This window comes from Streptomyces sp. Xyl84, from assembly GCF_059731885.1.
Genome location: NZ_AP029182.1, coordinates 1,112,353 through 1,133,824 on the forward strand (window position 1 = coordinate 1,112,353; position 21,472 = coordinate 1,133,824).

Annotated in this window: 19 protein-coding genes; 4 read left to right on the forward strand and 15 right to left on the reverse strand. The window is 72.3% G+C overall.

Annotated features, from left to right (window positions below; translation table 11 throughout):
• Positions 1-27 precede the first annotated feature (27 nt).
• From AC6I72_RS04780 to AC6I72_RS04835, 12 genes are all read right to left on the reverse strand, one after another.
• Positions 28-849: an LURP-one-related family protein gene (locus AC6I72_RS04780; protein ID WP_497999612.1), complete on the reverse strand. Its 822-nt coding sequence runs from the start codon at positions 847-849 to the stop codon at positions 28-30.
• Positions 850-901: 52 nt separating this feature from the next.
• Positions 902-2,968, reverse strand: coding sequence for a phosphocholine-specific phospholipase C (locus AC6I72_RS04785; protein WP_497999613.1), 2,067 nt, complete (start codon positions 2,966-2,968; stop codon positions 902-904).
• 219 nt (positions 2,969-3,187) lie between these two features.
• The gene (locus AC6I72_RS04790; protein ID WP_497999614.1) at positions 3,188-5,371 is read right to left on the reverse strand and encodes a discoidin domain-containing protein; all 2,184 of its coding nucleotides are present in this window, start codon (positions 5,369-5,371) and stop codon (positions 3,188-3,190) included.
• A gap of 105 nt (positions 5,372-5,476) precedes the next feature.
• Positions 5,477-7,081 carry a glycoside hydrolase family 13 protein gene (locus AC6I72_RS04795; protein ID WP_497999615.1) on the reverse strand — a complete coding sequence of 535 codons (1,605 nt, stop codon included), beginning with the start codon at positions 7,079-7,081 and terminating at the stop codon, positions 5,477-5,479.
• A gap of 48 nt (positions 7,082-7,129) precedes the next feature.
• Positions 7,130-8,008: a carbohydrate ABC transporter permease gene (locus tag AC6I72_RS04800; protein WP_497999616.1), complete on the reverse strand. Its 879-nt coding sequence runs from the start codon at positions 8,006-8,008 to the stop codon at positions 7,130-7,132.
• Positions 8,005-8,967, reverse strand: a complete 963-nt coding sequence (locus AC6I72_RS04805) for a carbohydrate ABC transporter permease (RefSeq protein WP_497999617.1) — start codon at positions 8,965-8,967, stop codon at positions 8,005-8,007. The genes AC6I72_RS04800 and AC6I72_RS04805 overlap by 4 nt, the downstream gene beginning before the upstream one ends.
• Before the next feature lie 6 nt (positions 8,968-8,973).
• Positions 8,974-10,323, reverse strand: a complete 1,350-nt coding sequence (locus tag AC6I72_RS04810; protein WP_497999618.1) for an ABC transporter substrate-binding protein — start codon at positions 10,321-10,323, stop codon at positions 8,974-8,976.
• A gap of 140 nt (positions 10,324-10,463) precedes the next feature.
• The gene (locus AC6I72_RS04815) at positions 10,464-11,462 is read right to left on the reverse strand and encodes a LacI family DNA-binding transcriptional regulator (RefSeq protein ID WP_497999619.1); all 999 of its coding nucleotides are present in this window, start codon (positions 11,460-11,462) and stop codon (positions 10,464-10,466) included.
• Between the two features lie 142 nt (positions 11,463-11,604).
• A complete protein-coding gene (locus AC6I72_RS04820) occupies positions 11,605-12,420 on the reverse strand; it encodes an ABC transporter permease (RefSeq protein ID WP_497999620.1) in 816 nt (271 codons plus the stop codon).
• Positions 12,421-12,449: 29 nt separating this feature from the next.
• The gene (locus AC6I72_RS04825; RefSeq protein WP_497999621.1) at positions 12,450-13,352 is read right to left on the reverse strand and encodes an ABC transporter permease; all 903 of its coding nucleotides are present in this window, start codon (positions 13,350-13,352) and stop codon (positions 12,450-12,452) included.
• 3 nt (positions 13,353-13,355) lie between these two features.
• Positions 13,356-14,552: an ABC transporter substrate-binding protein gene (locus tag AC6I72_RS04830; RefSeq protein WP_497999622.1), complete on the reverse strand. Its 1,197-nt coding sequence runs from the start codon at positions 14,550-14,552 to the stop codon at positions 13,356-13,358.
• Positions 14,553-14,580: 28 nt separating this feature from the next.
• Positions 14,581-15,618 (reverse strand): ABC transporter ATP-binding protein, encoded by a 1,038-nt coding sequence (locus AC6I72_RS04835; RefSeq protein ID WP_497999623.1) that lies wholly within the window; start codon positions 15,616-15,618, stop codon positions 14,581-14,583.
• A 123-nt stretch (positions 15,619-15,741) separates the two neighbouring features.
• Here AC6I72_RS04835 and AC6I72_RS04840 point away from each other — a divergent pair, with 123 nt between their 5' ends.
• Both AC6I72_RS04840 and AC6I72_RS04845 read left to right on the forward strand, forming a co-directional pair.
• A complete protein-coding gene (locus AC6I72_RS04840; protein WP_498004592.1) occupies positions 15,742-16,461 on the forward strand; it encodes a FadR/GntR family transcriptional regulator in 720 nt (239 codons plus the stop codon).
• Positions 16,462-16,509: 48 nt separating this feature from the next.
• Complete coding sequence (locus AC6I72_RS04845; RefSeq protein ID WP_497999624.1) at positions 16,510-17,343, forward strand: PDC sensor domain-containing protein; 834 nt, start codon at positions 16,510-16,512, stop codon at positions 17,341-17,343.
• A gap of 17 nt (positions 17,344-17,360) precedes the next feature.
• On the opposite strand, the gene AC6I72_RS04850 is transcribed toward AC6I72_RS04845, so the two are convergent.
• Positions 17,361-18,032: an MmyB family transcriptional regulator gene (locus tag AC6I72_RS04850; protein ID WP_497999625.1), complete on the reverse strand. Its 672-nt coding sequence runs from the start codon at positions 18,030-18,032 to the stop codon at positions 17,361-17,363.
• A 225-nt stretch (positions 18,033-18,257) separates the two neighbouring features.
• Between AC6I72_RS04850 and AC6I72_RS04855 the strand changes: the two genes are divergently transcribed.
• Both AC6I72_RS04855 and AC6I72_RS04860 read left to right on the forward strand, forming a co-directional pair.
• A complete protein-coding gene (locus AC6I72_RS04855; RefSeq protein ID WP_497999626.1) occupies positions 18,258-18,914 on the forward strand; it encodes a helix-turn-helix domain-containing protein in 657 nt (218 codons plus the stop codon).
• A gap of 271 nt (positions 18,915-19,185) precedes the next feature.
• Complete coding sequence (locus tag AC6I72_RS04860) at positions 19,186-19,416, forward strand: hypothetical protein (RefSeq protein WP_366728743.1); 231 nt, start codon at positions 19,186-19,188, stop codon at positions 19,414-19,416.
• A 459-nt stretch (positions 19,417-19,875) separates the two neighbouring features.
• Here the strand turns inward: AC6I72_RS04860 and AC6I72_RS04865 are convergent, their stop codons facing one another.
• On the reverse strand, positions 19,876-20,556 hold the full coding sequence (locus tag AC6I72_RS04865) for a 4'-phosphopantetheinyl transferase family protein (protein WP_497999627.1): 681 nt from the start codon (positions 20,554-20,556) through the stop codon (positions 19,876-19,878).
• Positions 20,546-21,412 carry a metallophosphoesterase family protein gene (locus AC6I72_RS04870; protein WP_497999628.1) on the reverse strand — a complete coding sequence of 289 codons (867 nt, stop codon included), beginning with the start codon at positions 21,410-21,412 and terminating at the stop codon, positions 20,546-20,548. The genes AC6I72_RS04865 and AC6I72_RS04870 overlap by 11 nt, the downstream gene beginning before the upstream one ends.
• Positions 21,413-21,472: the final 60 nt, after the last annotated feature.

Here is a 21,472-nt window from a genome sequence, read left to right on the forward strand (position 1 = left end):
GCCGCCGCGGCCGCGGCCCGTGCCGGGTCAGCCCCAGCCGCGCGAGTCCTGCTTGAGGGCCGTGTCGACGGTCAGCGCCGTCGCCACCACCAGGCTCAGCAGCGGCTCGGGCAGCTGGTAGTGGATCTGCAGGACGTAGTTGTCGGCCGTGGTGAACATCGTCTTGGCCAGGCCCTCCCACGTCTTGGTGATCCGGGCCACCTCGTTGTCGGCGTGGTCGACGATCGCGAAGTTCCAGGCGCGCCAGTTCTCCGCCTTGATCGCCCCGACCTGCTGCCCGTTCGCGTTCATCGCGAAGTTGATCTTGCCGAAGACGTTCTGCTGGACGATCTCGCCGACCTCCGAGCCGTCCGGGCGCGAGACGATCACCCGCGACTTGACGAACTTCGCGGGCCGGGTGAGCACGAGCTGCGGCTGCCCGTGACCGTCGCGGATCTCCAGCCGGTGGGTCATGAACTGGTCCAGGCTGGAGACGAACCGCAGGGCCTTGCGCAGCGTGCTCTGGCCGATCTCGGTGACGGCGCCGATCTGGTTGCCGTTCTGGTCGAAGACCTTGTACTCGTTGGTCAGCTCGATCAGCTTGGCCTTCTGGTTCACCACGAGGACCGGCTCGCTGAACAGGGTGCCGCCGCCGACGCCGCCGGGGGCGACGCCGGCCTGCTGCTGCACCTGACGCTGCACGCGCGCGTCGGGACCGGCCGGCCCGCCCGGCACCTGCTGGGCCGCGGGGGCCTGCTGGGCGGCGTGGGTGTGCTCGGTCCACTGCGCGCCGTCCCAGTAGCGCAGCGTCTGCGCCGCCCCGTGGGGGTCCGGGTACCAGCCTGCAGGGGTGTTCGAATGCGTGGTCACCGGGGCACACTACCGCGAGCCGGCCGGAAAGCAACCGCTGTCTGCCCTGCGGTCAGCCGGCCGCGATCGCCGGATCGCTCACCCCCGGCAGGCCGTTCTCGACGTGACCGGCGAACCGCCGCAGGAAGGACGGATCCGCGCCGGAGGTGACGGTCAGGTCGTACCAGCGCTCGCTCGCCGCCAGCACGGCCCGCCGGCGCACCGTCGCGCCCGGCTGGACCTGGACCGTCGTCCGGCCCCCGCCGTAGCCGTCCGTCACCGCCAGATCCACCGCCTTCGAACCCCTGTTGGTGAAGGTCAGCTCGATGTCGTCGCCGGCCGGCCGCGCGGTGACCTCGGGGCCGGCCGTCCTGCCGGGTCCCTTGAAGACGCGCAGGAAGCCGTTGGGACCGTGCACGCTCAGGTCGTACGAGCCCCCGGAGTAGACCGAGTTCCAGGTGTCCGAGACGGTCTTGCCGGCCTCGGTGGTGTAGGTCCAGGGGCCGTCGGAGCGGCTGCCCGAGGTGACCAGGAAGGCGGCTCCGGCCTGCGCGCCCGAGGCGAAGGTGAGCGTGTACTTCCCGGCCGCCGCGTCCACCGAACCGTCCACCACGGGGGCGTACTTGAGCGGGCGCGTCGGCCGCCGTCCGGGCTCCTGACGGGGCAGGGAACCCTGGGCCGGCGGGGCCGGCACGTAGTCGGGGTGCCGGTTGTGGTCCCGGGGCGCGTATCCGGCGGTGTCCGGCAGGGAGACGAGGGCGGTGTCCTCGCCGGAGAAGTCGAACGCCGCGGTCAGGTCGCCGCAGACCGCCCGCCGCCAGGGCGAGATGTTCGGCTCCTGCACCCCGAAGCGGCGCTCCATGAACCGGATGACCGAGGTGTGGTCGAACGTCTCGGAGCAGACGAAGCCGCCCTTGCTCCACGGTGAGATCACCAGCATCGGCACGCGCTGGCCGAGTCCGTAGGGACCGGCCACGTGGCCGGCGTCGCCCTTGAACAGGTCGAGGCCCGCGTCGACCGTGGACAGGCCCTGGCCGGCGGAGGCCGGCGGGAAGGGCGGGACGAGGTGGTCGAAGAAGCCGTCGTTCTCGTCGTAGGTCAGGAACAGGGCGGTCCTCGCCCACACCGCCGGGTCGGCGGTCAGCGCGTCGATGACCTGGGAGACGTACCAGGCGCCGTAGTTCGCGGGCCAGTTGGGGTGCTCGGAGAAGGCCTCGGGGGCGACGATCCAGGAGACCTGCGGCAGCTTCCCGCCCTTGACGTCGGCTCTGAGACGGTCGAAGAAGCCCTCGCCGGTGCGGGCGTCGGTGCCGGTGCGGGCCTTGTCGTACAGCGGGTCGCCGGGCTTGGCGCCGCGGTACTGGTTGAAGTACAGCAGCGAGTTGTCGCCGTAGTTGCCGCGGTAGGCGTCGTTGATCCAGCCCCAGCCGCCGGCGGCGTCGAGCCCGTCACCGACGTCCTGGTAGATCTTCCAGGACACGCCCGCCTTCTCCAGGCGCTCGGGGTACGTCGTCCAGCTGTAGCCCGCCTCCTCGTTGCCGAGGACGGGGCCCCCGCCCTTGCCGTCGTTGCCGGTGTGGCCCGTCCACAGGTAGTAGCGGTTGGGGTCGGTGGAGCCGATGAGCGAGCAGTGGTAGGCGTCGCAGACGGTGAACGCGTCGGCGAGCGCGTAGTGGAACGGGATGTCCTTGCGGGTCAGGTACGCCATCGTCGTCGTCCCCTTGGACGGCACCCACTGGTCGTAGCGGCCCCGGTCGTGCGCGGCGTGCCCGTCGTTCCAGCCGTGCGGGAGGTCCTGGACGAAGGCCAGGCCCAGGTCGTCGGCGTCGGGGCGGAAGGGCAGCACCTCCTTGCCCGCGCCGTTGGTCTGGTGCCACACCGGTTTGCCGTTCGGCAGCGGCACCGGGCGCGGGTCGCCGAAGCCCCGGACGCCGCGGAGGGTGCCGAAGTAGTGGTCGAAGGACCGGTTCTCCTGCATGAGGACGACGATGTGCTCGACGTCCTCGATCGATCCGGTGCGGCGGTGGGCGGGCAGGGCCGCCGCGCGCTGGATGCTGCCGGACAGCGCGGTGAACGCGGTGGTCGCGCCCGCTATCTGCAGGAAGCGGCGCCGGTTGACCTCGGGGGTGGGTGACGGCATGGGGGTCCTCTCATCCTCGTGCACGGACGGCCGGAACGGGTGAGTGCTGCGCGCAGCGAGTGTTCCAAGAGCACCGAACGTGAGGGAAGGGTGCGGTGACGTCCATGTGAAAGTCAGGGGACCGGCGTGCGGAGGGCGGGAGCCGGCCGGGTGGCCGGCTCCCGGTTGGCTGCCGGCCGGCGCCTCGCGCGGGACGCCGGCCGGGGTTCCGACGGCCGCTCAGGAGGTCGCGTACGCCTCCACCTCGCTGAACTGCCCGGCCGGCCAGCCCGTGTTGCCGGTGACCGTCAGCCGCAGCCAGCGCAGGGCGGTCCCGGCCGGCAGGGCGACGGTGACGCTGTTGCCGGTCGCCGGGTCGAAGCGGTAGCCCTGTGCGCCCGCCACCGTGGTGTAGTTCGCGCCGTCGGTGCTGCCCAGGACCGCGACGGTCTGGGTCCGGGCGCCCCAGGCGGCGGACGGCGGGAGCTTCAGCACCAGCCGGCGCACGGTCTGGCTCGATCCGAGGTCGACGGTGAGGGACTGCGGGAAGGCATTGTTGGCCGACTCCCAGTAGCTGTTCGCGTCCCCGTCGACCGCCTTGCCCGGCGTGTAGACGTCCTGGGAGCCGGTGGCGGTGGCCGGACGGCCCTTGGCGAGGTTGCGGTTCGGGTCGGGAGCCGGGTTGCCCTGGCCGGGCTGCGGCCAGGTGGAGCAGTCCTCCCAGGTGCCGGCCCAGCCCGAGTTGCCGCCGCCGTCGGTGAGCGCGAAGCTGCCCGAGCCGGACGGGAAGGGGCAGTTGTAGACGCCGGCGGAACCCACACCGGTGGCGGTGACGCTCCGGAACGTCGCCGCGCCCTGCGCCTCGGCCTGGACGACGACCGTGCCGGTGTTGCGCACCGTGGCGCCGTCCACGGTGACGCCCTTCACCGGGTACCCGTGACCGCCGCCCGAGACGAACTCGAAGGCGCTGTAGGGGCTGTCGATGACGGTGGTGCCGGTGATGTTCACGGTCGCGTTGATCGCGCTGTCGTAGGAGTCGACGCGCAGCGCGCCCATCGGGTGGTTCCAGTTGGGGTTCATGGCGCCCGCGCGCACCAGGGTGTTGCCGGCGACCGTGATCGTCCCGGCGAGCGGGTTGAAGGGGTCCATGAACTTCTGGTTGGAGATGGCGATGCCGCTGCCGAGGGCGTTGGTGTCGGAGACCAGGTTGTCGGAGACCGTGATGTCGGTGCCGCCGTAGATCGCGATGCCGTTGGCGAGGTTGGGCTGCGAGATGGTGTTGTGCTCGAAGCTGCTGTCCGTGTCGGGTGCGTACAGGGACCACATGGCGAGGGAGTCGTCGCCCTGGTTGCGCAGGAAGTTGTCGCGGACCCGTACGCCCCTGGCGTTGCCGTTGAGGTTGAGGCCGTCGGCGGTGGTGTCGAGGATGCGGTTGCCCTCGACGACGAGGTTGTCGTTGTTCCCGGTCAGCCACAGGCCGCACTTGAGGTGCTGGATCCACATGCCGGAGACGCTGGAGCCCGGCCCGAGCGAGCCGTTGACGAAGTTGTCGGGGCTGCCGTCGTTGCGCTCGGTGACCTCGCCGATGACCGCGAAGTCCTTGAGGTGCACGCCGCCCGAGGAGCTGCCCTGGTTGATGAAGCTGGAGCTGTGCACGACGGAGTACCAGCTGCCCGCGCCCTGGAGGGTGACGTTCTGCACGCCGCCGAGCGAGGAGGTGAGCCGGTAGTCGCCCGGCGGGATCCACACCACTCCGCCCTGGGCGGCGTTGACGGCGTCGCGGAAGGCCTGGGTGGAGTCGCCCTGTCCGCTGGGGTCGGCGCCCTTGGAGACGACGGAGACCGATCCGGCCGGCTGGGCGGCGGCCGGCGCCACCTGTTCGAAGTCGGCCACGTCCACGGTGACCTGGACGTTCGCCGCCTCCAGGGTGATCTTGTCACCGGCCTGGACGTTCTGCCCGAGCAGCAGCCGGGCGTTGTCGAAGAAGTGGTGGGTCTTGGCTCCGGTGATCCAGCCGGTGTCGACGTAGGAGTACTTGGAGGTGACGGTGAGGGTCTTGGCGAGCCGGGTGCCGTTGACGTACACGTTGAGGGTGCCGGACTGGCCGTCGGGCACGTTGTAGGCGACGTTCAGGGCGTTGGCGGCGCGCGGTGCGGTGAACTCCACCCGCTGTCCGGTGGTGAGCCGGACGGCCTGGCGGCCCGACGCCTCCGAGGCGAGGGTGCCCTGCGTGTAGTCGGGGCCGATCTTCGTGCCGGTGGTGGCGGCGGACTCGGCCTCGACGGAGGTGAAGGGGAGGGTGGCGCCCGCGGCGGCGTGGGCGGCGGGGGCCCCGAGGGTGACGAGCATGCCGGCGGCGAGGGCGACGGTGGCCGCGAGGGCCGGCAGGCGGCGGACGGATCTGGGCGTGCTGGTGCCGTGCATGTGCTGATCCCTTCGTGGTGGGGGTGCGGGGATAGCGCTGTGCGGATCGGCGGCCGGGGCCCGGCGTCGAGTGGTCCGGGCGCAGTGCCCCGGTGCCGCGCGCCTTCAGGCGCGCAGCCAGGCCGCCGTGTCCTGCGGGAGGCGGCCGGCCTCGTCGAGGGGGCCGCTGGCCAGCAGGAGTCGGGTGTGGGCGGGGAGTGCGGCGGGGGCGCCGGACAGGTTGACCACGCAGGCCGTCCCGTCGGCGCGGGTGAAGGCGAGGACGCCGTCGGGGCCGTCCAGCCAGGTGAGGGGGGCGTCGCCGAAGGCCGGGCGCAGCCGGATCGCCTCGCGGTACAGGGCGAGCATGGAGGCGGGGTCGCGCTGCTGGAGGTCGACGGCGTGGTCGGCCCAGCCGGCCGGCTGCGGCAGCCACGGCTCCCGGGCCGCCTCGGTCCCGAACCCGGCGTGGGGCGCGTCGGCGGACCAGGGCAGCGGGACCCGGCAGCCGTCGCGGCCCGGGTCGGTGCCGCCGGAGCGTACGTGCATCGGGTCCTCGATGCGGTCGACGGGGATGTCCGCCTCGGGCAGGCCCAGCTCCTCGCCCTGGTAGACGTAGACGGCGCCGGGCAGGGCCAGGGAGAGCAGGGCCGCCGCGCGGGCGCGCCGGGTGCCGAGGGCGAGGTCGGTGGGGGTGCCGAAGGCCTTGGTGGCGAAGTCGAAGCCGGTGTCCGCGCGGCCGTAGCGGGTGACGGTGCGGGTGACGTCGTGGTTGCACAGCACCCAGGTGGCGGGGGCTCCCACGGGTGCGTGTTCGGCCAGCGTCTCGTCGATGGAGGTGCGCAGCCGGGCGGCGTCCCAGGGGCAGGCCATGAAGGAGAAGTTGAAGGCGGAGTGCAGTTCGTCGGGACGCAGGTAGCGGGCGAAGCGTTCGCTGTCGGGGAGCCACACCTCGCCGACGAAGACGCCGCCGTACTCGTCGGCGACGCGGCGCCAGGAGCGGTAGATGTCGTGCAGTTCGTCCCGGTCGACGTACGGGTGCGGGTCGCTTCCCTCGGCGAGGTCGGGCAGGCGGGGGTCCTTGGCGGGCAGGGCGGCCGAGTCGATGCGGACGCCGGCGACGCCCCGCTCGAACCAGAACCGCAGGATGTCCTCGTGTTCCTGGCGCACGGCCGGGTGCGCCCAGTTGAGGTCGGGCTGCTCGGGTGCGAACAGGTGGAGGTACCAGGCGCCGTCGGGCAGCCGGGTCCAGGCCGGGCCGCCGAACTCGGAGGTCCAGTCGTTGGGCGGGAGTTCGCCGTGGGCGCCGCGGCCGGGACGGAAGTGGAACAGCTCGCGCTCGGCGCCGCCGGCCCGCGCGGCCCGGAACCAGGGGTGCTGGTCGGAGACGTGGTTGGGCACGATGTCGACGATGGTGCGGATGCCCAGCTCCCGGGCCTCGGCGATGAGTTTCTCCGCCTCGGCGAGGGTGCCGAAGGCGGGGTCGATCGCCCGGTAGTCGGCGACGTCGTAGCCGCCGTCCTTCATCGGGGACAGGTACCAGGGGTTGAACCACAGGGCGTCCACGCCGAGTCCGGCGAGGTAGGGCAGGCGGGCGCGGACGCCGGCGAGGTCCCCGGTGCCGTCGCCGTCGCCGTCGGCGAAGCTGCGGACGTACACCTGGTAGATCACGGCGGAGCGCCACCAGGCGTGGTCGTCACGGCTGTTCCGGGCAGGGGTGGGCTGTCCCACGGTGCGTGCCTTTCTGTGTCGGTCGGCGGGAAGGGTGGGCGGGCGGTGTCAGCCCTTGGTGCTGCCCGCGCTGATCCCGGCGATGATGTGCCGCTGGAAGACGAGGAAGAGGGCGACCATCGGGATGCTGGCGATCACCATCGCGGCGATGAGCACGGTCAGCTGGATGTTCTGCGAGAGCTGGACGAGGGCCACGCTGATGGGCTGCTTGTCGGTGTCGGAGAAGACCATCAGCGGCCACAGGAAGTCCTGCCAGACGGCGACCAGCGCGAAGATCGACACCACGCCGAGCACGGGCCGTGACATGGGCAGCACGATCGACCACAGGGTGCGCAGTTTTCCGGCGCCGTCGATCTCGGCGGCCTCCAGCACGTCGCGCGGTATCTGGTCGAAGAACCGCTTGAGCAGGTAGAGGTTGAACGCGTTGGCGGCGGCCGGGAGCCAGATGGCGAGGGGGTCGTTGAGCAGGCTGGTGTGGATCAGCGGCAGGTCGGCGACGGTCAGGTACTTCGGTACGACCAGGGCCTGCGCGGGCACCATCAGGGTGGCGAGGATGCCGCCGAGGATCACCTTGCCGAAGGCGGGGCGCAGCCGGGACAGGGCGTAGGCGGCGGCCGTGCACAACACCAGCTGGCAGGCCCAGGCGCCGGCCGCCTGCACGAAGGTGTTCCACAGGTGCCGGGGCAGTTGCATCAGGTCCCAGGCGTCGGTGTAGGCGCTCAGGTGCCAGTGCTGCGGTACGAGGGTGGGCGGGGTCTGCGCCACCTCGTCCGGTGATTTCAGGGCGCCGGTCACCATCCAGTAGACGGGGAAGAGGAAGGCGAGTGTGAACAGCAGGACCACGCCGGTGAAGACGGTCCAGTAGAGGGCCTTGCCGCGGGGGCGGGCCAGGGCCGCCGGGGAGAGGAGGGTACGGGTGCTGCTCATGCGTCCTCCTCGCCGGAGCCGGAGCGGGTCAGCCGCAGGTAGCCGGCGGAGAACAGGCCGAGCAGTACGAGCAGCATGACGCTGAGGGCGCAGGCGCCGCCGAAGTCGTTGTAGAGGAAGGCGTACTTGTAGATGAGGTAGAGGACGGTGACCGTGGCGCTCTCGGGGCCGCCGCCGGTGATCACGAACGGTTCGGTGAAGACCTGCATGGTCGCGATGATCTGGAGCAGCATCAGCATCAGGATCACGAACCGGGTCTGCGGGACGGTGACGTGCCGGATGCGCTGGAGCAGGCCCGCGCCGTCCAGTTCGGCGGCCTCGTACAGCTCGCCGGGGATGGACTGCAGGGCGGCCAGGTAGATGAGGACGGTGCCGCCGAGGTTGGCCCAGGTGGCGACGAGGACCAGGGAGACCAGGGCGGTGTCGGCGCCGTTGGTCCAGTTCGAGGTGGGCAGGTGCAGGGCGCGCAGCGCCTCGTTGGCGAGGCCGGCGCCGGGGTCGTAGAACCACTTCCACAGCAGGGCGCTGACCACGGGCGGGATCATCACCGGCAGGTAGACGACGACCCGGAAGAAGGCCTTGGCGTGCCTGAGTTCGTTCAGGACGAGGGCCAGCACGAAGGGGACGGCGAAGCCGATCAGCAGGGCGAGTGCGGTGAAGGTGAGGGTGTTGCGCCAGGCCGCGCCGAACTCGGGGTCGTGCAGGACGTGGGTGAAGTTGGCGGTGCCGACCCACTGGGGTGCCTGGCCGGGGGTGTACTTCTGGAAGGCGATCACGACGGCGCGGATCGCCGGGTACCAGGAGAACAGGGCGAAGCAGATCAGGCCGCCGAGCAGGAAGGCGTAGGCACGGGCCTGTTCGGCGAGGCGGCGCCGTCTGCGCTCCCGGGCGCGGGGCGGCGCCGGCAGGGGGTGGACGGCGACCGCCTGGGCGGGCCGCCGCTCGGCCGTCTTGGTCATGGCGGGTCAGCTCCGTGCCAGGATGCCGTCGATCTTGCCGGAGGCGTCCTCGAGGAGCTGGTCGATGTCGGCGTCCTTCTTGGTCAGGACGGCGGAGACCACGCCGTCCAGGACGGAGTAGATCTGCTGTGCGCTGGGCGGCTCGACCTTCAGCCGAAGGCTCTGGTTGCCTTCCAGGAAGGAGCGGTAGTTCTCGACGGGCACGTTGGCGTTGGCCTTCTTGACCTGCTGGTCGGTGGCGTCGGCGGCGCCGGTGAACAGGCGGGGTTCGGGCAGGCCGACGGGTGCGTCGTTCTTCTTGGCGCGGGCGTAGTCGCCGAGGAAGCCCTTGCCGGGGGTGAGGAACATGTGGTCGAGCCACTTCAGGCCGGCCCGGATCTGGGCGGGCGTGTCCTTCTTGTTGAACATGTAGCCGTCGCCGCCGACGAGGGTGCCCTTGCCGCCGGGCATGGGGGCGAGGGCGAGGTCCTTGTAGTTGCCGCCCTTCTCCTTGACCAGGATCGGGATGTTGTCCGGGGCGGAGAGGTACATGCCGAGCTTGCCGGAACCCATCATCTGCTGGGCGTCGTTGATGACGAGGAGCTGCTTGCTGCCCATGGAGTCGTCGCTCCAGCGCATGTCGTGCAGGTTCTGCAGGACCGCACGTCCCTCGGGGGTGTCGACGTTCGCCTTCTTGCCGTCGGCGCTGACGACGTCGCCGCCCTGGGAGTACAGCTCGGCGGTGAAGTGCCAGCCGCCCTGGTTCTGGGCGCTGTAGTCGGCGTAGCCGACGGTGCCGCCGCCGAGTGCGGCGATCCTCCTGGCGTCGGCGCGGACCTCCTCCCAGGTCGTGGGCGGCTTGTCGGGGTCGAGGCCGGCCTTCTGGAAGAGCTTCCTGTTGTAGATCAGGCCCATCGAGTAGCCGGTGCGCGGGACGCCGTAGATCTTGCCGTCCACGGTGTAGATGTCGCGCAGCTGCTTCTGGAGGGTGCCGTAGCTCTTCAGCTCCTTGACGTACGGGGTGAGGTCGGCGGCCTGGCCGGTGGAGACGACGTGCTTGACGTCGGTGAAGTACGTGTAGAAGACGTCCTCCATCTGCCCGCCGGCCAGTTTCGCGTCGAACGTCTTGGGGTCCTCGCAGGGGAACGCGTCGTGCGTGACGACGTCGATGTCCGGGTGCTGCTTCTCGAAGGACGCCACGTCCTCCTCGAAGAACTTCCGGTCGGTCCTCGCGCTCTTGGGCGGCTCGCAGTTGACCGTGATGCGGGTCTTGCCGTTCGCGGAGGCGTCGTCGTCGGAACCGCACGACGTCACGGCGAGGGCAAGGGAGCAGACGCCGATCGCGGCGACGGCATGGCGGAACCCGGTGCTTCTCATCGGTGGACCCCTCTGGACAGGAGCGGTGGGCGTCGCACACTCAAGCACCGAGGGCAGCACTGCGCAAGATGTCGCGCGGAAACTGAAATTATTTGACAGCGCACCGGTTCCCTGGGACGGGCGCGGAGGCTCCCGGTCCGTCAGGGGCGGGGGGCCTGCGCGGTGGAGCCGCGGACCACCAGTTCCGGCTCGAACAGAAGCTCGTCGGCGGGGACGGCACTGCCGCCGATCTGCGCGTTGAGCAGTTCCACGGCGGCCTTGCCCATGGACTCGATGGGCTGGCGGACGGTGGTCAGGGGCGGCTCCGTGCAGTTCATCAGCGCGGAGTCGTCGTAGCCCACGACGGAGATCCGGGAGGGGACGTCGAGTCCGCGGCGGCGCGCGGCACGCACGACGCCCAGGGCGAGCGGGTCGCTGGCGCAGATGAACCCGGTGACACCCCGGTCGATGAGCTTGGCCGCCGCGGCGTGGCCGCCCTCGATGGAGAAGATGGCGCGGGCGACGAACTCGTCGGGCAGCTCGGCGCCGAAGGCGCGGGCCGCCGCCAGTTTGCGGGCCGAGGGCACGTGGTCGCCGGGCCCGAGGACGAGGCCGATCCGCTCGTGCCCCAGGGAGACCAGGTGCCGCCAGGCCTGTTCCACGGCCACCGCGTCGTCGCAGGACACCGCGGGGAAGCCGAGGTGTCCGATGCCCGCGTTGACCAGTACGACGGGGATGTTGCGGTCGGCCAGGAGCCGGTAGTGGTCGTGCGGCGCGTCCGACTGGGCGTACAGCCCGCCGGCGAAGACGACCCCGGAGACCTGCTGCTGGAGCAGCAGCTCGACGTAGTCGGCCTCGGACACCCCGCCCTTGGTCTGGGTGCACAGCACCGGGGTGAGGCCGAGCTGGGCGAGGGCCCCGCCGATGACCTCGGCGAAGGCGGGGAAGATGGGGTTCTGCAGCTCGGGCAGGACCAGGCCGACCAGCCGGGCGCGCTCGCCGCGCAGTTGCGTGGGCCGCTCGTAGCCGAGCACGTCCAGCGCGGACAGGACCGCCTGCCGGGTGGCTTCGGAGACTCCGGGTTTGCTGTTGAGCACCCGGCTGACCGTGGCCTCGCTGACCCCGACCTTCTTCGCCACTTCCGCAAGTCGTCGCGTCATGCACGCAAGGCTAGCGCAAGAATCGCAACTGGCTTGCGTAAAGATTCCGGCCACCGGCAGGCCGGTGACGTGCGCACCGTACGCGCCTGTACTTGCTGTGCGGGTGCCCGGAACGCGGCCGTGCGGTGACCGGCGTGCGCGACTACACGCGGCTCGTCGTCGCCGTGTCCGACGACAGCCGCTGGGCGAGGTAGATCGGCAGGACCGACAGGAGCACCAGGACGGCCGCCACGACGTTGACCACGGGGGCCTGGCGCGGCCTGGTCATGTTGCCGAAGATCCACACCGGCAGTGTCTCCACACCGGGCCCGGCCGTGAAGGTGGTCACCACGATCTCGTCGAAGGACAGCGCGAAGGACAGCAGCGCGCCCGCGAGCAGCGCCGAACGCACCAGCGGGAAGGTGACGTCGGCGAAGGCGCGGAAGGTGTGGGCGCCCAGGTCCATCGCCGCCTCCTCGTAGGAGGTGGTGGTGCGCCGCAGCCGGGCGACGACGTTGTTGAAGACGACGACGACGCAGAACGTGGCGTGCCCGACGACCACGGTGAACAGGCCGAGTCCCACGCCGAGCGGGGCGAGCACCGTGGAGAAGGCGGAGTTGAGGGCGATGCCGGTCACGATGCCGGGCAGCGCGATCGGCAGCACGACGACGAAGGAGACGGCGCCGCGGCCGAAGAAGCGGTGCCGGGCCACGGCGAAGGCGATGAGCGTGCCGAGGACCAGGGCGATCGCGGTCGCGCCGAGGCCCGCCTTCACCGACACCCACAGGGCCGCGCGGGCCCCGGAGCTGTGCCACGCCGCCGCCCACCAGCGCAGGGTCAGCCCCGGGGGCGGCCAGCTCGCGCTGCGGTCGGGGTTGAGGGAGTTGACGAGGACCAGCAGCAGCGGGACGTAGATGACCGCGAAGCCGAGCCCGGCGGCGACGCGGAGCGCGATGCGCGCCCGGCGGGAGAGCTGCATGACGTGGGAACACCCCCTGGGACGGCGGTTCACAGGCTGCTGAGGGCACCGGTGCGGCGCATCGCGAGCAGGTAGAGGACGATGACGGCCACGGGGACGGTGCCCAGCGCGGCCGCCATGGGCAGGTCGAGTTCGATGTCGGAGTAGACGAGATTGCCGATCAGCTGGGTCTTGCCGCCGACGATCTGCACGGTGATGTAGTCGCCGAGGCTGAGGGAGAAGGTGAAGACCGATCCGGCGGCGACCGACGGCAGCACCATGGGCAGCACCACCGACCGGAAGGTCCTCGAGGGCCGGGCGCCGAGGTCGGCCGAGGCGTCGAGCAGGCCCGCGGGCAGCCGCTCCAGTGCGGTGTGCACGGGCAGGATCATGTACGGCAGCCACAGGTACGTCAGGGTCAGCACCGTCGCGGGCAGCCCGAACCCGGGGCCGGTCAGCCCGAACGGTTCCAGCACCCAGTCGGCGAGCCCGCCCCGGGAGAGGATCAGCCGCCAGGCGTACACCTTGACCAGGTAACTCGCCCACAGCGGGGTGAGGATGGCCACCACCAGCAGCGGACGCCACCGGGGCCGGGCGACGCGCGCGGTGTAGAACGCGAGCGGGAAGGCGATCACCGCGCACAGGGCGGTGACCGCGAGGGCGACACCGACGCTGCGCACGATCACCTGCCGGTAGACCGGGGTGGTCAGCAGGGCGTGGAAGTTGTCCGCGGACCAGACCTTGACGACCGCGGAGGTGAAGGTGTCCGTCGTCCAGAAGGCGGAGACGAACAGCACGCTCAGGGAGCCGAGGTAGAGCACGGTGAGCCACAGCAGCGGGGCGGTCAGCAGCAGCGAGAGCCTGAGCCGGGGACGGCGGTGCAGCGCCCCGGCCAGCCGCCGGGCTGCCCCCGGCCCGGCCCGGCGTGCCGCGCTCTGTGCGGTGGCGGTCATGGCTCAGCCCTTGATCTCGGTCCAGGCCCGCACCCACTGGGCGTAGGGCACGCACTTCACGTCCGTACGGCCGTCCAGGCACTGCTCGATGGGGGTGTTCCAGAAGGCGATCCGCTTCCAGTACCCCGTGTCGGCGGCGTGGTAGGTGGTGCAGAATCCATGGTCACTGGTGTGCTGGCACGCCGCGGCGTTGGCGGGTGCCTCGCCGAAGTACTCGGCGACCTGGGCGTTGACCTTCGGGGAGACGATCCAGTCGAGCCATTTGTAGGCGCAGTTGGGGTGTTCGGCCTTGGCGGAGACCATCCAGGTGTCGGACCAGCCCGTCGAGCCCTCCTCGGGGACGAACGCCTTGACCCGGGCGCCCTCGGAGGCGGCGAGGTTGGCGATGACCTGCCAGGTGGTGCCGATCACGGAGTCGCCGCTCTTGAAGGCGGAGACCTCCTTGAGATAGTCGCCCCAGTACTCGCCGACGCTGGAGTTCTGCTTCTTCAGCAGGGCCACGGCCGCGTCGAACTGCTTGCGGTCCAGGGCGTAGGGGTCCTTGATCTTCAGCTCGGGCCGGGTGGCCTTCAGGTAGAGGGCGGCGTCGGCGATGTAGATGGGCGAGTCGTAGGCGGTGACGTGCCCCTTGTACGCCGCCGCGCCGTCGAAGACGGCCGACCACGAGGTGGGGGCGGGCTTCACCTTGTCCGTGTTGTACATGAGCAGGTTGGCGCCGCGGCCGTGCGGGATGCCGTACGCCTTGCCCTTGACGGAGTTCCAGGGCTGCATCTTCAGGTCGGGGAAGATGCCGCTGTAGTTGGGCACGAGCGCGGTGTTGACGGGGGCGGCGTCGCCGGAGGCGATCAGGCGCAGGGAGGCGTCCCCGGAGGCCGACACCGCGTCGTACTGGCCCGTCTTCATCAGTTTGACCATCTCGTCGGAGCTGGCGGCCACCTTGGAGCGGACCTGGCAGCCGGTCTGCCGTTCGAAGCCGCTGACCCAGTCGGCCTTGGGGTCGTTCGAGCCGTCCTCGACGTACCCGGCCCAGGCGATCAGGTCGACCTGGCCCTCGGTGCGGCCCAGGTGGGCGGGTGCCTCGAGGTCGGGCGGGTTCAGGCCGTCGCCGGAGGAGCCGCCTTCGCCGGAGGAGCCGCAGGCCGTCGCGGCCAGCAGGATCGCGGCGGCGGCCGTGGCGAGCAGGGTGCGGGCGGGTCGCATGACGTGCCTCCCAGGGGACGGGAACGGTTCAGACGGCGCCGGGGACCTGGACGGTGTGCCGGCGGTGCCAGGACAGGCGGACCCTGGTGCCGCGGTAGGCGGCGACGTCCTCGGCGGAGGACTCCAGGTTCTGCTGGAGTGCGGTGAGCCGGCCGCCGGCGTCGAGGTCGACCAGGAAGCGGGTGGAGTCGCCGAGGTAGACGACCTCGGCGACGGTCCCTGTCGCGGTCGCGTGTCCGGCGTCGTCCGCGAGGGCGGCCTCCTTGCGCACGCGGATCTTCTCGGGCCGGATGCTGTGGACGCCGCCGGTGCCGAGGATCCGCCGGGCGGCCTCGCCCTGGAGCAGGTTGGAGGTGCCGACGAAGGAGGCGACGAAGGCGGTCGCCGGCCGCTCGTAGATCTCGGCGGGGGTGCCGACCTGTTCGACGCGGCCCTCGCGGAAGACGGCGATGCGGTCGCTCATGGTCAGCGCCTCCTGCTGGTCGTGGGTGACCAGGACGAAGGTGATGCCGACGTCGCGCTGGAGCGTCTTGAGTTCGACCTGCATCCGCTCGCGCAGCTTCAGGTCGAGGGCGCCGAGCGGTTCGTCGAGCAGCAGGACGCGGGGCCGGCCGACCAGGGCCCGGGCGAGGGCCACCCGCTGGCGCTGGCCGCCGGACAGGGCCGCCGGGCGCCGCTTGCCGTAGCCGTCCAGGCCGACCTCGGTGAGCGCCTTGCGGGCCCGCACCAGCCGCTCCGCCTTGGGCACCTTGCGGACCTTGAGGCCGTAGGCGACGTTCTGTTCGACCGTCATGTGCGGGAAGAGCGCGTAGTCCTGGAAGACGGTGTGGACGTCGCGTTCGAAGGGGGCGAGGTCCGTGACGTCCTGTCCGCCGAGCGCGACGCTGCCGCCGGTGGGCGTCTCGAAACCGGCGATCAGGCGCAGGATGGTGGTCTTGCCCGAGCCCGACGGGCCGAGCAGGGAGAAGAACTCCCCGTCCGCCACCTCCAGATCGACCCCGGCCACCGCGGTCGTCTCGCCGAACGTCTTGCGCAGGCCCTGCAGCCGGATCGCGCTTCCCTCCATGCGGGAACCTTTCTGGCGCTCACGAACGTTGCACGGAAACATATGAAGTCATAGTTCAAAGCTCAAGACCGCCTCCGGGCAAAGCTTGGGTCAACGGGCGAGGTGGTGGCCTTGGAACAGCAGATGGGGGCGCACGCGGCGGTGTTCGCGCCGGTGGAGAGCCGGGCGCGGGTGGAGACGGTGGTGCGCCGGATCGGTGACGCCATAGAGCTGGGGCTGCTGGCCGACGGGGAGCAGCTGCCCGGCGAGACCGTCCTCGCGGGCCGGCTCGGGGTGTCCACGGTGACGCTGCGGGAGGCGCTGATGGCGCTGCGGCAGCAGGGCCTGGTGACGACCCGGCGCGGCCGCGGCGGCGGCAGCTTCGTCTCCCGGCCCGAACTCCCCGGCGCCCAGCGGCTGCGGGCCCGGCTGAGCGGCTGGAGCACCGAGGAGCTGCGCGACCTCGGGGACCACTGGGCCGCCCTGTCGGGCGCCTCGGCCCGGCTCGCCGCCCAGCGCACGGCGCCGGAGGACCTGACGCCCCTGCACCGCTCGGTCGAGGAGCTGACGTCCGCGGCCGAGGCGGCGGCACGCAGCCGGGTGTACGGCCGTTTCCACGTCGAACTGGCGGCCGCGGCCCAGTCCGCCCGGCTCACCCGCGAACAGGTCGCGCTCCAGCGGGAGATCGGCGCGCTGCTGTGTCTCGTGTTGGACGACGACGAATATCGTGAAGAAGTCGCGGTCCGCCATCGCCGTCTGGTCCGCGCCGTGCAGGATGGCGCCGGTGAGGCCGCCGGTACGTCGGCCGAGCGGTGCGTCCGGGAGTCGGCGGCGCGGCTGATCGCGCTGCGGCTGGCTCGCTGAGCGCTGCCCGGCGCCGCAGGCCTTCGGTCCTGTCCGCTGGAGGGCGCCATGAGCAGGGGTCCAGGGCTCGCCGTGGCGGCGGCGGCCGACGGCAGCCGCGCCGAGGAGCACGTCGCCGCGCTGGTGGGCCGCGCCCTGGAGGCGGTGTTCGAGGCGGTCGCCGAGACCCGCGCCGACGCGACGGTGCTGCTGGGGCGGCTGCGGGAGCGGGGGCGGCGTCCGGTCAGCGCGGACCTCGCCGCGCTGCGGCCCGCGCTGCACCTGCGGCTGGGCCGCGCCGGGCTGGTGTCCGGTGTGGGCTTCATCGCCGCCCCCGGGCTGCTGGCCGACGTGCCGGGGTGGCTGGAGTGGTGGCAGAGCACCGCCGAGGGCGGGGTGCGGCCGCTGCTGGTGGACCTGGATCCGGGCCGGTCGGCGTACGCGGACTACACGCACTGGGACTGGTTCGCGCTCCCGCGCGACACCGGCCTGCGGGCCGTGGCCGGACCCTACGTCGACTACCTCTGCTCGGACGAGTACAGCCTGACGCTGTCCGCCCCGGTGCGGGTGGGCGGCGGCTTCGCCGGGGTCGCCGCGGCGGACGTGTACCTGCGGCACTTCGAGGCGGCGGTGCTGCCGCTGCTGCGCCGCCTCCCGCGTGCCGCGCACCTGGTGAACGCGCGCGGGCGGGTGGCCGCCTCCGCGGATCCGGCGCATCTGGCCGGATCCCTCACCCGGGGCCCGGACTTCGCGGCGGTGATCGAGGGCACGCACGGCGTCGACCACGGCGGCCTGCGGCTGGTGCCGTGCCGGGGCGTGCCGCTCGTCCTCGTGGTGAGCGGACGGCAGGAGGGCGGGTGCGCGGAGGGCGGCCTGGGCCGCCCGGCGCCGTCGGCGACCTGAACGCCGACGGTGCCGGGTCAGGCCTCGGAGTCCGGCACCACGCTGAGGTGACCGGACGGACGGCGGGCGCGGCGCGGCCCGCGCGCGGCCGGAGCGGTACGGCGCGCGTCGCGCAGCACCAGGGTGAGCCGGGTGTACCCGAGGTCCCGCAGCGTCTCGGGGGTCTCCTCGACCACCCGGCAGTCGGTGGTGCCCCAGCGGGGGTCGGGGTGCAGCAGCGGGCGGACGGCGCCGTCGGAGCGGGTGGCCGCGGGGCCGACCGCGCGGATCCAGTGCGGCAGGCCGTGCCGGTAGGCGGCCTCCATGATGGGGTCCTGGGCGATGTCCCGGCGGATGGCCTGCAGCCCGTGGTCGGGGCCGCGGCACTCCACGGCGGCCGCGAACTGCGCCAGCATCGGCAGGCACCAGCGGGCCTCGTGGTCGCCGAGGACCGTGCCGGCGTCCGGGTGGAACAGGACGAAACGCAGGAAGTTGTCGCCCGGCATGGCCGACGGGTGCGGGCCGACGCCCCGGAAGAGCGAGGTGTAGGCGCTGTTGGTGAGGATCACGTCCCAGCGGTGGTCGACGACGAAGGACGGGAAGGAGACGGCCTCCAGGAGCGCGGCGTAGTCCTGCAGGTAGGCCTGCGCCTCGGGACGGACGGGAACGGGCCGCGGCGCCGGCCGCTGCCCTCCTGCCTGAAATGCCATCGGGAGGTCACCCCTCTTGCCTCTGCGGCCTTCACGCGGCGCCTTGATCCTGCTGCTCAGCGGCATGCCATGTCAACTATCGTGGCATTTCATGACGGTTGACGGCTGGAATTGGCCACAGTTGTGGCGAGACCTGGATACGGGTTCGGGCGACGGGCTACTCTCCGGGAAGTTCACGGCACCCCGCCCCGTGAGAAGCCTGTGAGAGACGTAGGAGATCTGTCGGTGACGGACGGCATCGAGGATCCGGGCACCACGGCGTCGGTCGTACTGCCGGCGGTGGTCACGCGTGTCACCGCGCTCGCCGACCGGCTCGGCGTACCCCAGGCGGAGGTCTTCGCCATCGACCGCCTCTCCACGGCCTGCGGCGTGCCCCCGGACGTGGTCAAGGCGCTGCTGAGCGGGCGGAGCGCGGGCGAACCGGACGTGCAGGCGCGGTTCCTGCAACGGCTCGACCTGCTGCGCCGCACCCGGCTCAAACCGAACGGCCGGCGCTACACGCAGCAGGAGATCGCGGACGGCGCGGGCATGTCCCGCCAGCAGGCGGGTGCCCTCATCAACGGCGACCGGCGCCCCACCATGGAGCACTGCGACGCCCTCCAGCGGTTCTTCCGCGTCCACGCGGGGTTCCTCACCGCGGAGGACCCCGAAGCGCTCGCGGGCGCCCTGCAGCGCACCGAGCAGGAGTTGCTGCAACGCCTCGCCGACCGCGAACGGGAGGCCGCGGCAGCCGACGGCGACGCGCTGGAGCGGCTGCTGCAGAACCACGGCGTCCGCGGCATCGCCTGGCGCGCCGCCCAACTGCCCACGGACCAGCACCGGGACAAGGTCGCCGAGTGGCTGGACATGCTCCTGGAGAGCGTCAGACGGCCCGAGGAGTGATCCCGCGCGCCGCCTCGGAGCGGGTCACGCGAAGCCACGGCCGCGGGGCCCTGCCGGTGGGGCCGACGCCCCTGCTGCGGGTGGCGGCGACGGCCGTGCGCGCAGGGGTCTCGCTGCGCTGAGTGGGCGAACCGGCGCTCGGCACGGGGGCATTGTCAGTGGGGGACGGCAAGCTGGAGGGTGCGCCGCCGTTGTGCGCAGGCGTACCGCGCCGCCCGGGCGACCGGGGGCGTGCGTGACCGTGTGCCGCCGAAACCGGGGAGAGCGTCCCATGCCGACCGCCGTCCTGACCGATCACGAACGCACCGCCGTCCAGGCCTACCTGCGGCTGCTGCACACCGTGCGCGCCGCCTTCGACGGGCCACCGGCCGCCGGACGGCCGCCCCTTGTCCCGCCCGCGGTCCTCGCCGAGGCGGAACAGGCCCTGTCCCGCGCCGGTCTCGCGGGCAACGAGGAGGAGTTCTTCCGGCTGCTGCACGAGTGGTGCCCACCGGTGCCGTGACCGGCCGCGAGGGGCCCGGCCGGTCCCGCTCTGCCGGCACTCCCGCTCCCGGACGGCACGGGCGCCCGCGGGGCGGGGCGGGCCACGGGGCGGGGGCCGCCGGGTGCGGGCAGGGCGCGGGGCGCGAGCCGGACGCGGGGCGCAAGCCGGGCCTGGCGGGAGCCAAACGCGAGTCGGGCGCAAGTCGGGCCGGGGCGAGCCCGGCAGGACGGAGCGCGGGCTGGGGGCACAGGCGGGTCAGGGCAGCGCGCAAACCGGGCCTGGCGGGAGCCGGGTGCGAGCCGGGCCGGGCGCGAGCCGCGTAGGGGTCGGGCCGGACGCATGCCGGACCGGGCGCGGGCCGTGAACGAACCGGGCCGCGCGCAAGCCAGGCACGGCGCAGGCCGGGCCAGGCGCAGGCCGGACTGGGGGCCGCCGTGACCGGTCGGCGCGCCCCGGTCCGGGCCCCTCGCCGGGGTTTCAGGGGACCGGCACCGTCACCGCCGTCGCCAGCAGGCCCGCCCGTACGGTCCAGCGGCCGTCGAAACGGGTGACGCGGTGCTCGCCCAGCAGGGGGCCGGGGACCAGGAGCCGGGCCTGGAAGGAGCCGGTGAGCGGGGTGCCGCCGTCCGTGCGGATGTCCACGTCGGCCTCCTCGAAGTCCAGCCACGCGCCGGTCAGCGGGAACCACGCCTTGTACACGGACTCCTTGGCGCTGAACAGCAGCCTGGACCAGTGGACGTCGGGCCGCCGGCCGGCCAGCAGGTCCAGCCGGCGCCGCTCGTCGGGCAGCGTGACGGCGGGCAGGACCTCTTCCGGGAGCGCCGCGTGGGGCTCGGCGTCGATGCCCAGGGAGGCCACGTCGGTGGCCCGGGCCAGCGCGGCGGCGTAGTAGCCGTCGCAGTGGGTCATGCTGCCGACCAGTCCCGCCGGCCAGCGCGGGGCGCCCCGCTCACCGGGCAGGACGGGCTGCCGCGGTACGCCGAGCTTCTCCATGGCGCGGCGCGCGCACTCCCGCACGGCGGCGAACTCGCGGCGCCGCTTGGCGACCGCGCGCACCACGACCGCCTGTTCCTCGGGGTGGAGCGTGGCGCGGCCGGCTTCCTCGGCGCCGTACGTCTCCACCGCCACCACCGCGTCCGGCAGCAGCTCATCGATCACCGGTCGTGTCCTCCATCGGCAGTACGCGGCGCAGCCTGCCCGGTGGTCCGGGGCGCTCGCGCCACTCGCGGGGGTATCCCACCGACACCTCCTCGAAACGGACGCCCTCGTGCCAGGTGGTCCGCGGTATGTGGAGGTGTCCGTAGACCATGGCGGTCGCACGGAACCTGCGGTGCCAGTCGGCGGTCAGCCGGGTGCCGCACCACATGGCGAACTCGGGGTACCGGAGGATGTCCATCGGGTGCCGGTCCAGCGGATAGTGGTTGACGAGCACGGTGGGCAGGTCCTCGGGCAGCGCGCCGAGCCGCCGCTCGGTCTCGGCGACCCGCGCCCGGCACCAGGCCTCCCGGCTCGGGTAGGGGTCGGGGTGCAGCAGGTACTCGTCGTTGCAGACGATGCCGGTGCCGTGCGCGTAGGCGAGGCCCTCCTCCTTGGTGGCGCAGCCCTGCGGCAGGAACGAGTAGTCGTACAGGAGGAACAGCGGTGCCACGGCCGCCGGGCCGCCGGGTCCGGACCAGACGGGGTAGGGGTCCTCGGGCGTCGTCACGTCCAGTGCGCGGCACAGGTCGACCAGGTGCTCGTAGCGGGCCTCCCCGCGCAGGGTGACGGTGTCGCGCGGGTGGGTCCACAGTTCGTGGTTGCCGGGCGCCCAGATCACCTTGCGGAAGCGGCTCGCGAGCGTCTTCAGGGCCCAGCGGATGTCGGTGACGGTCTCCGCGACGTCTCCCGCGACGATCAGCCAGTCGTCCTCCGAGCCCGGCACGGTCCGCTCGACCAGGGCCCGGTTCTCGCGGTAGCCGATGTGCAGGTCGCTGATGGCGAGCAGCCGCCCGGAACCACCGCTCGTCGCCGTCACCTCGTGCCCCCCGTCAGCCGCTCGACGCGCACCACCACAACACACCCGGCCGCGTACGGA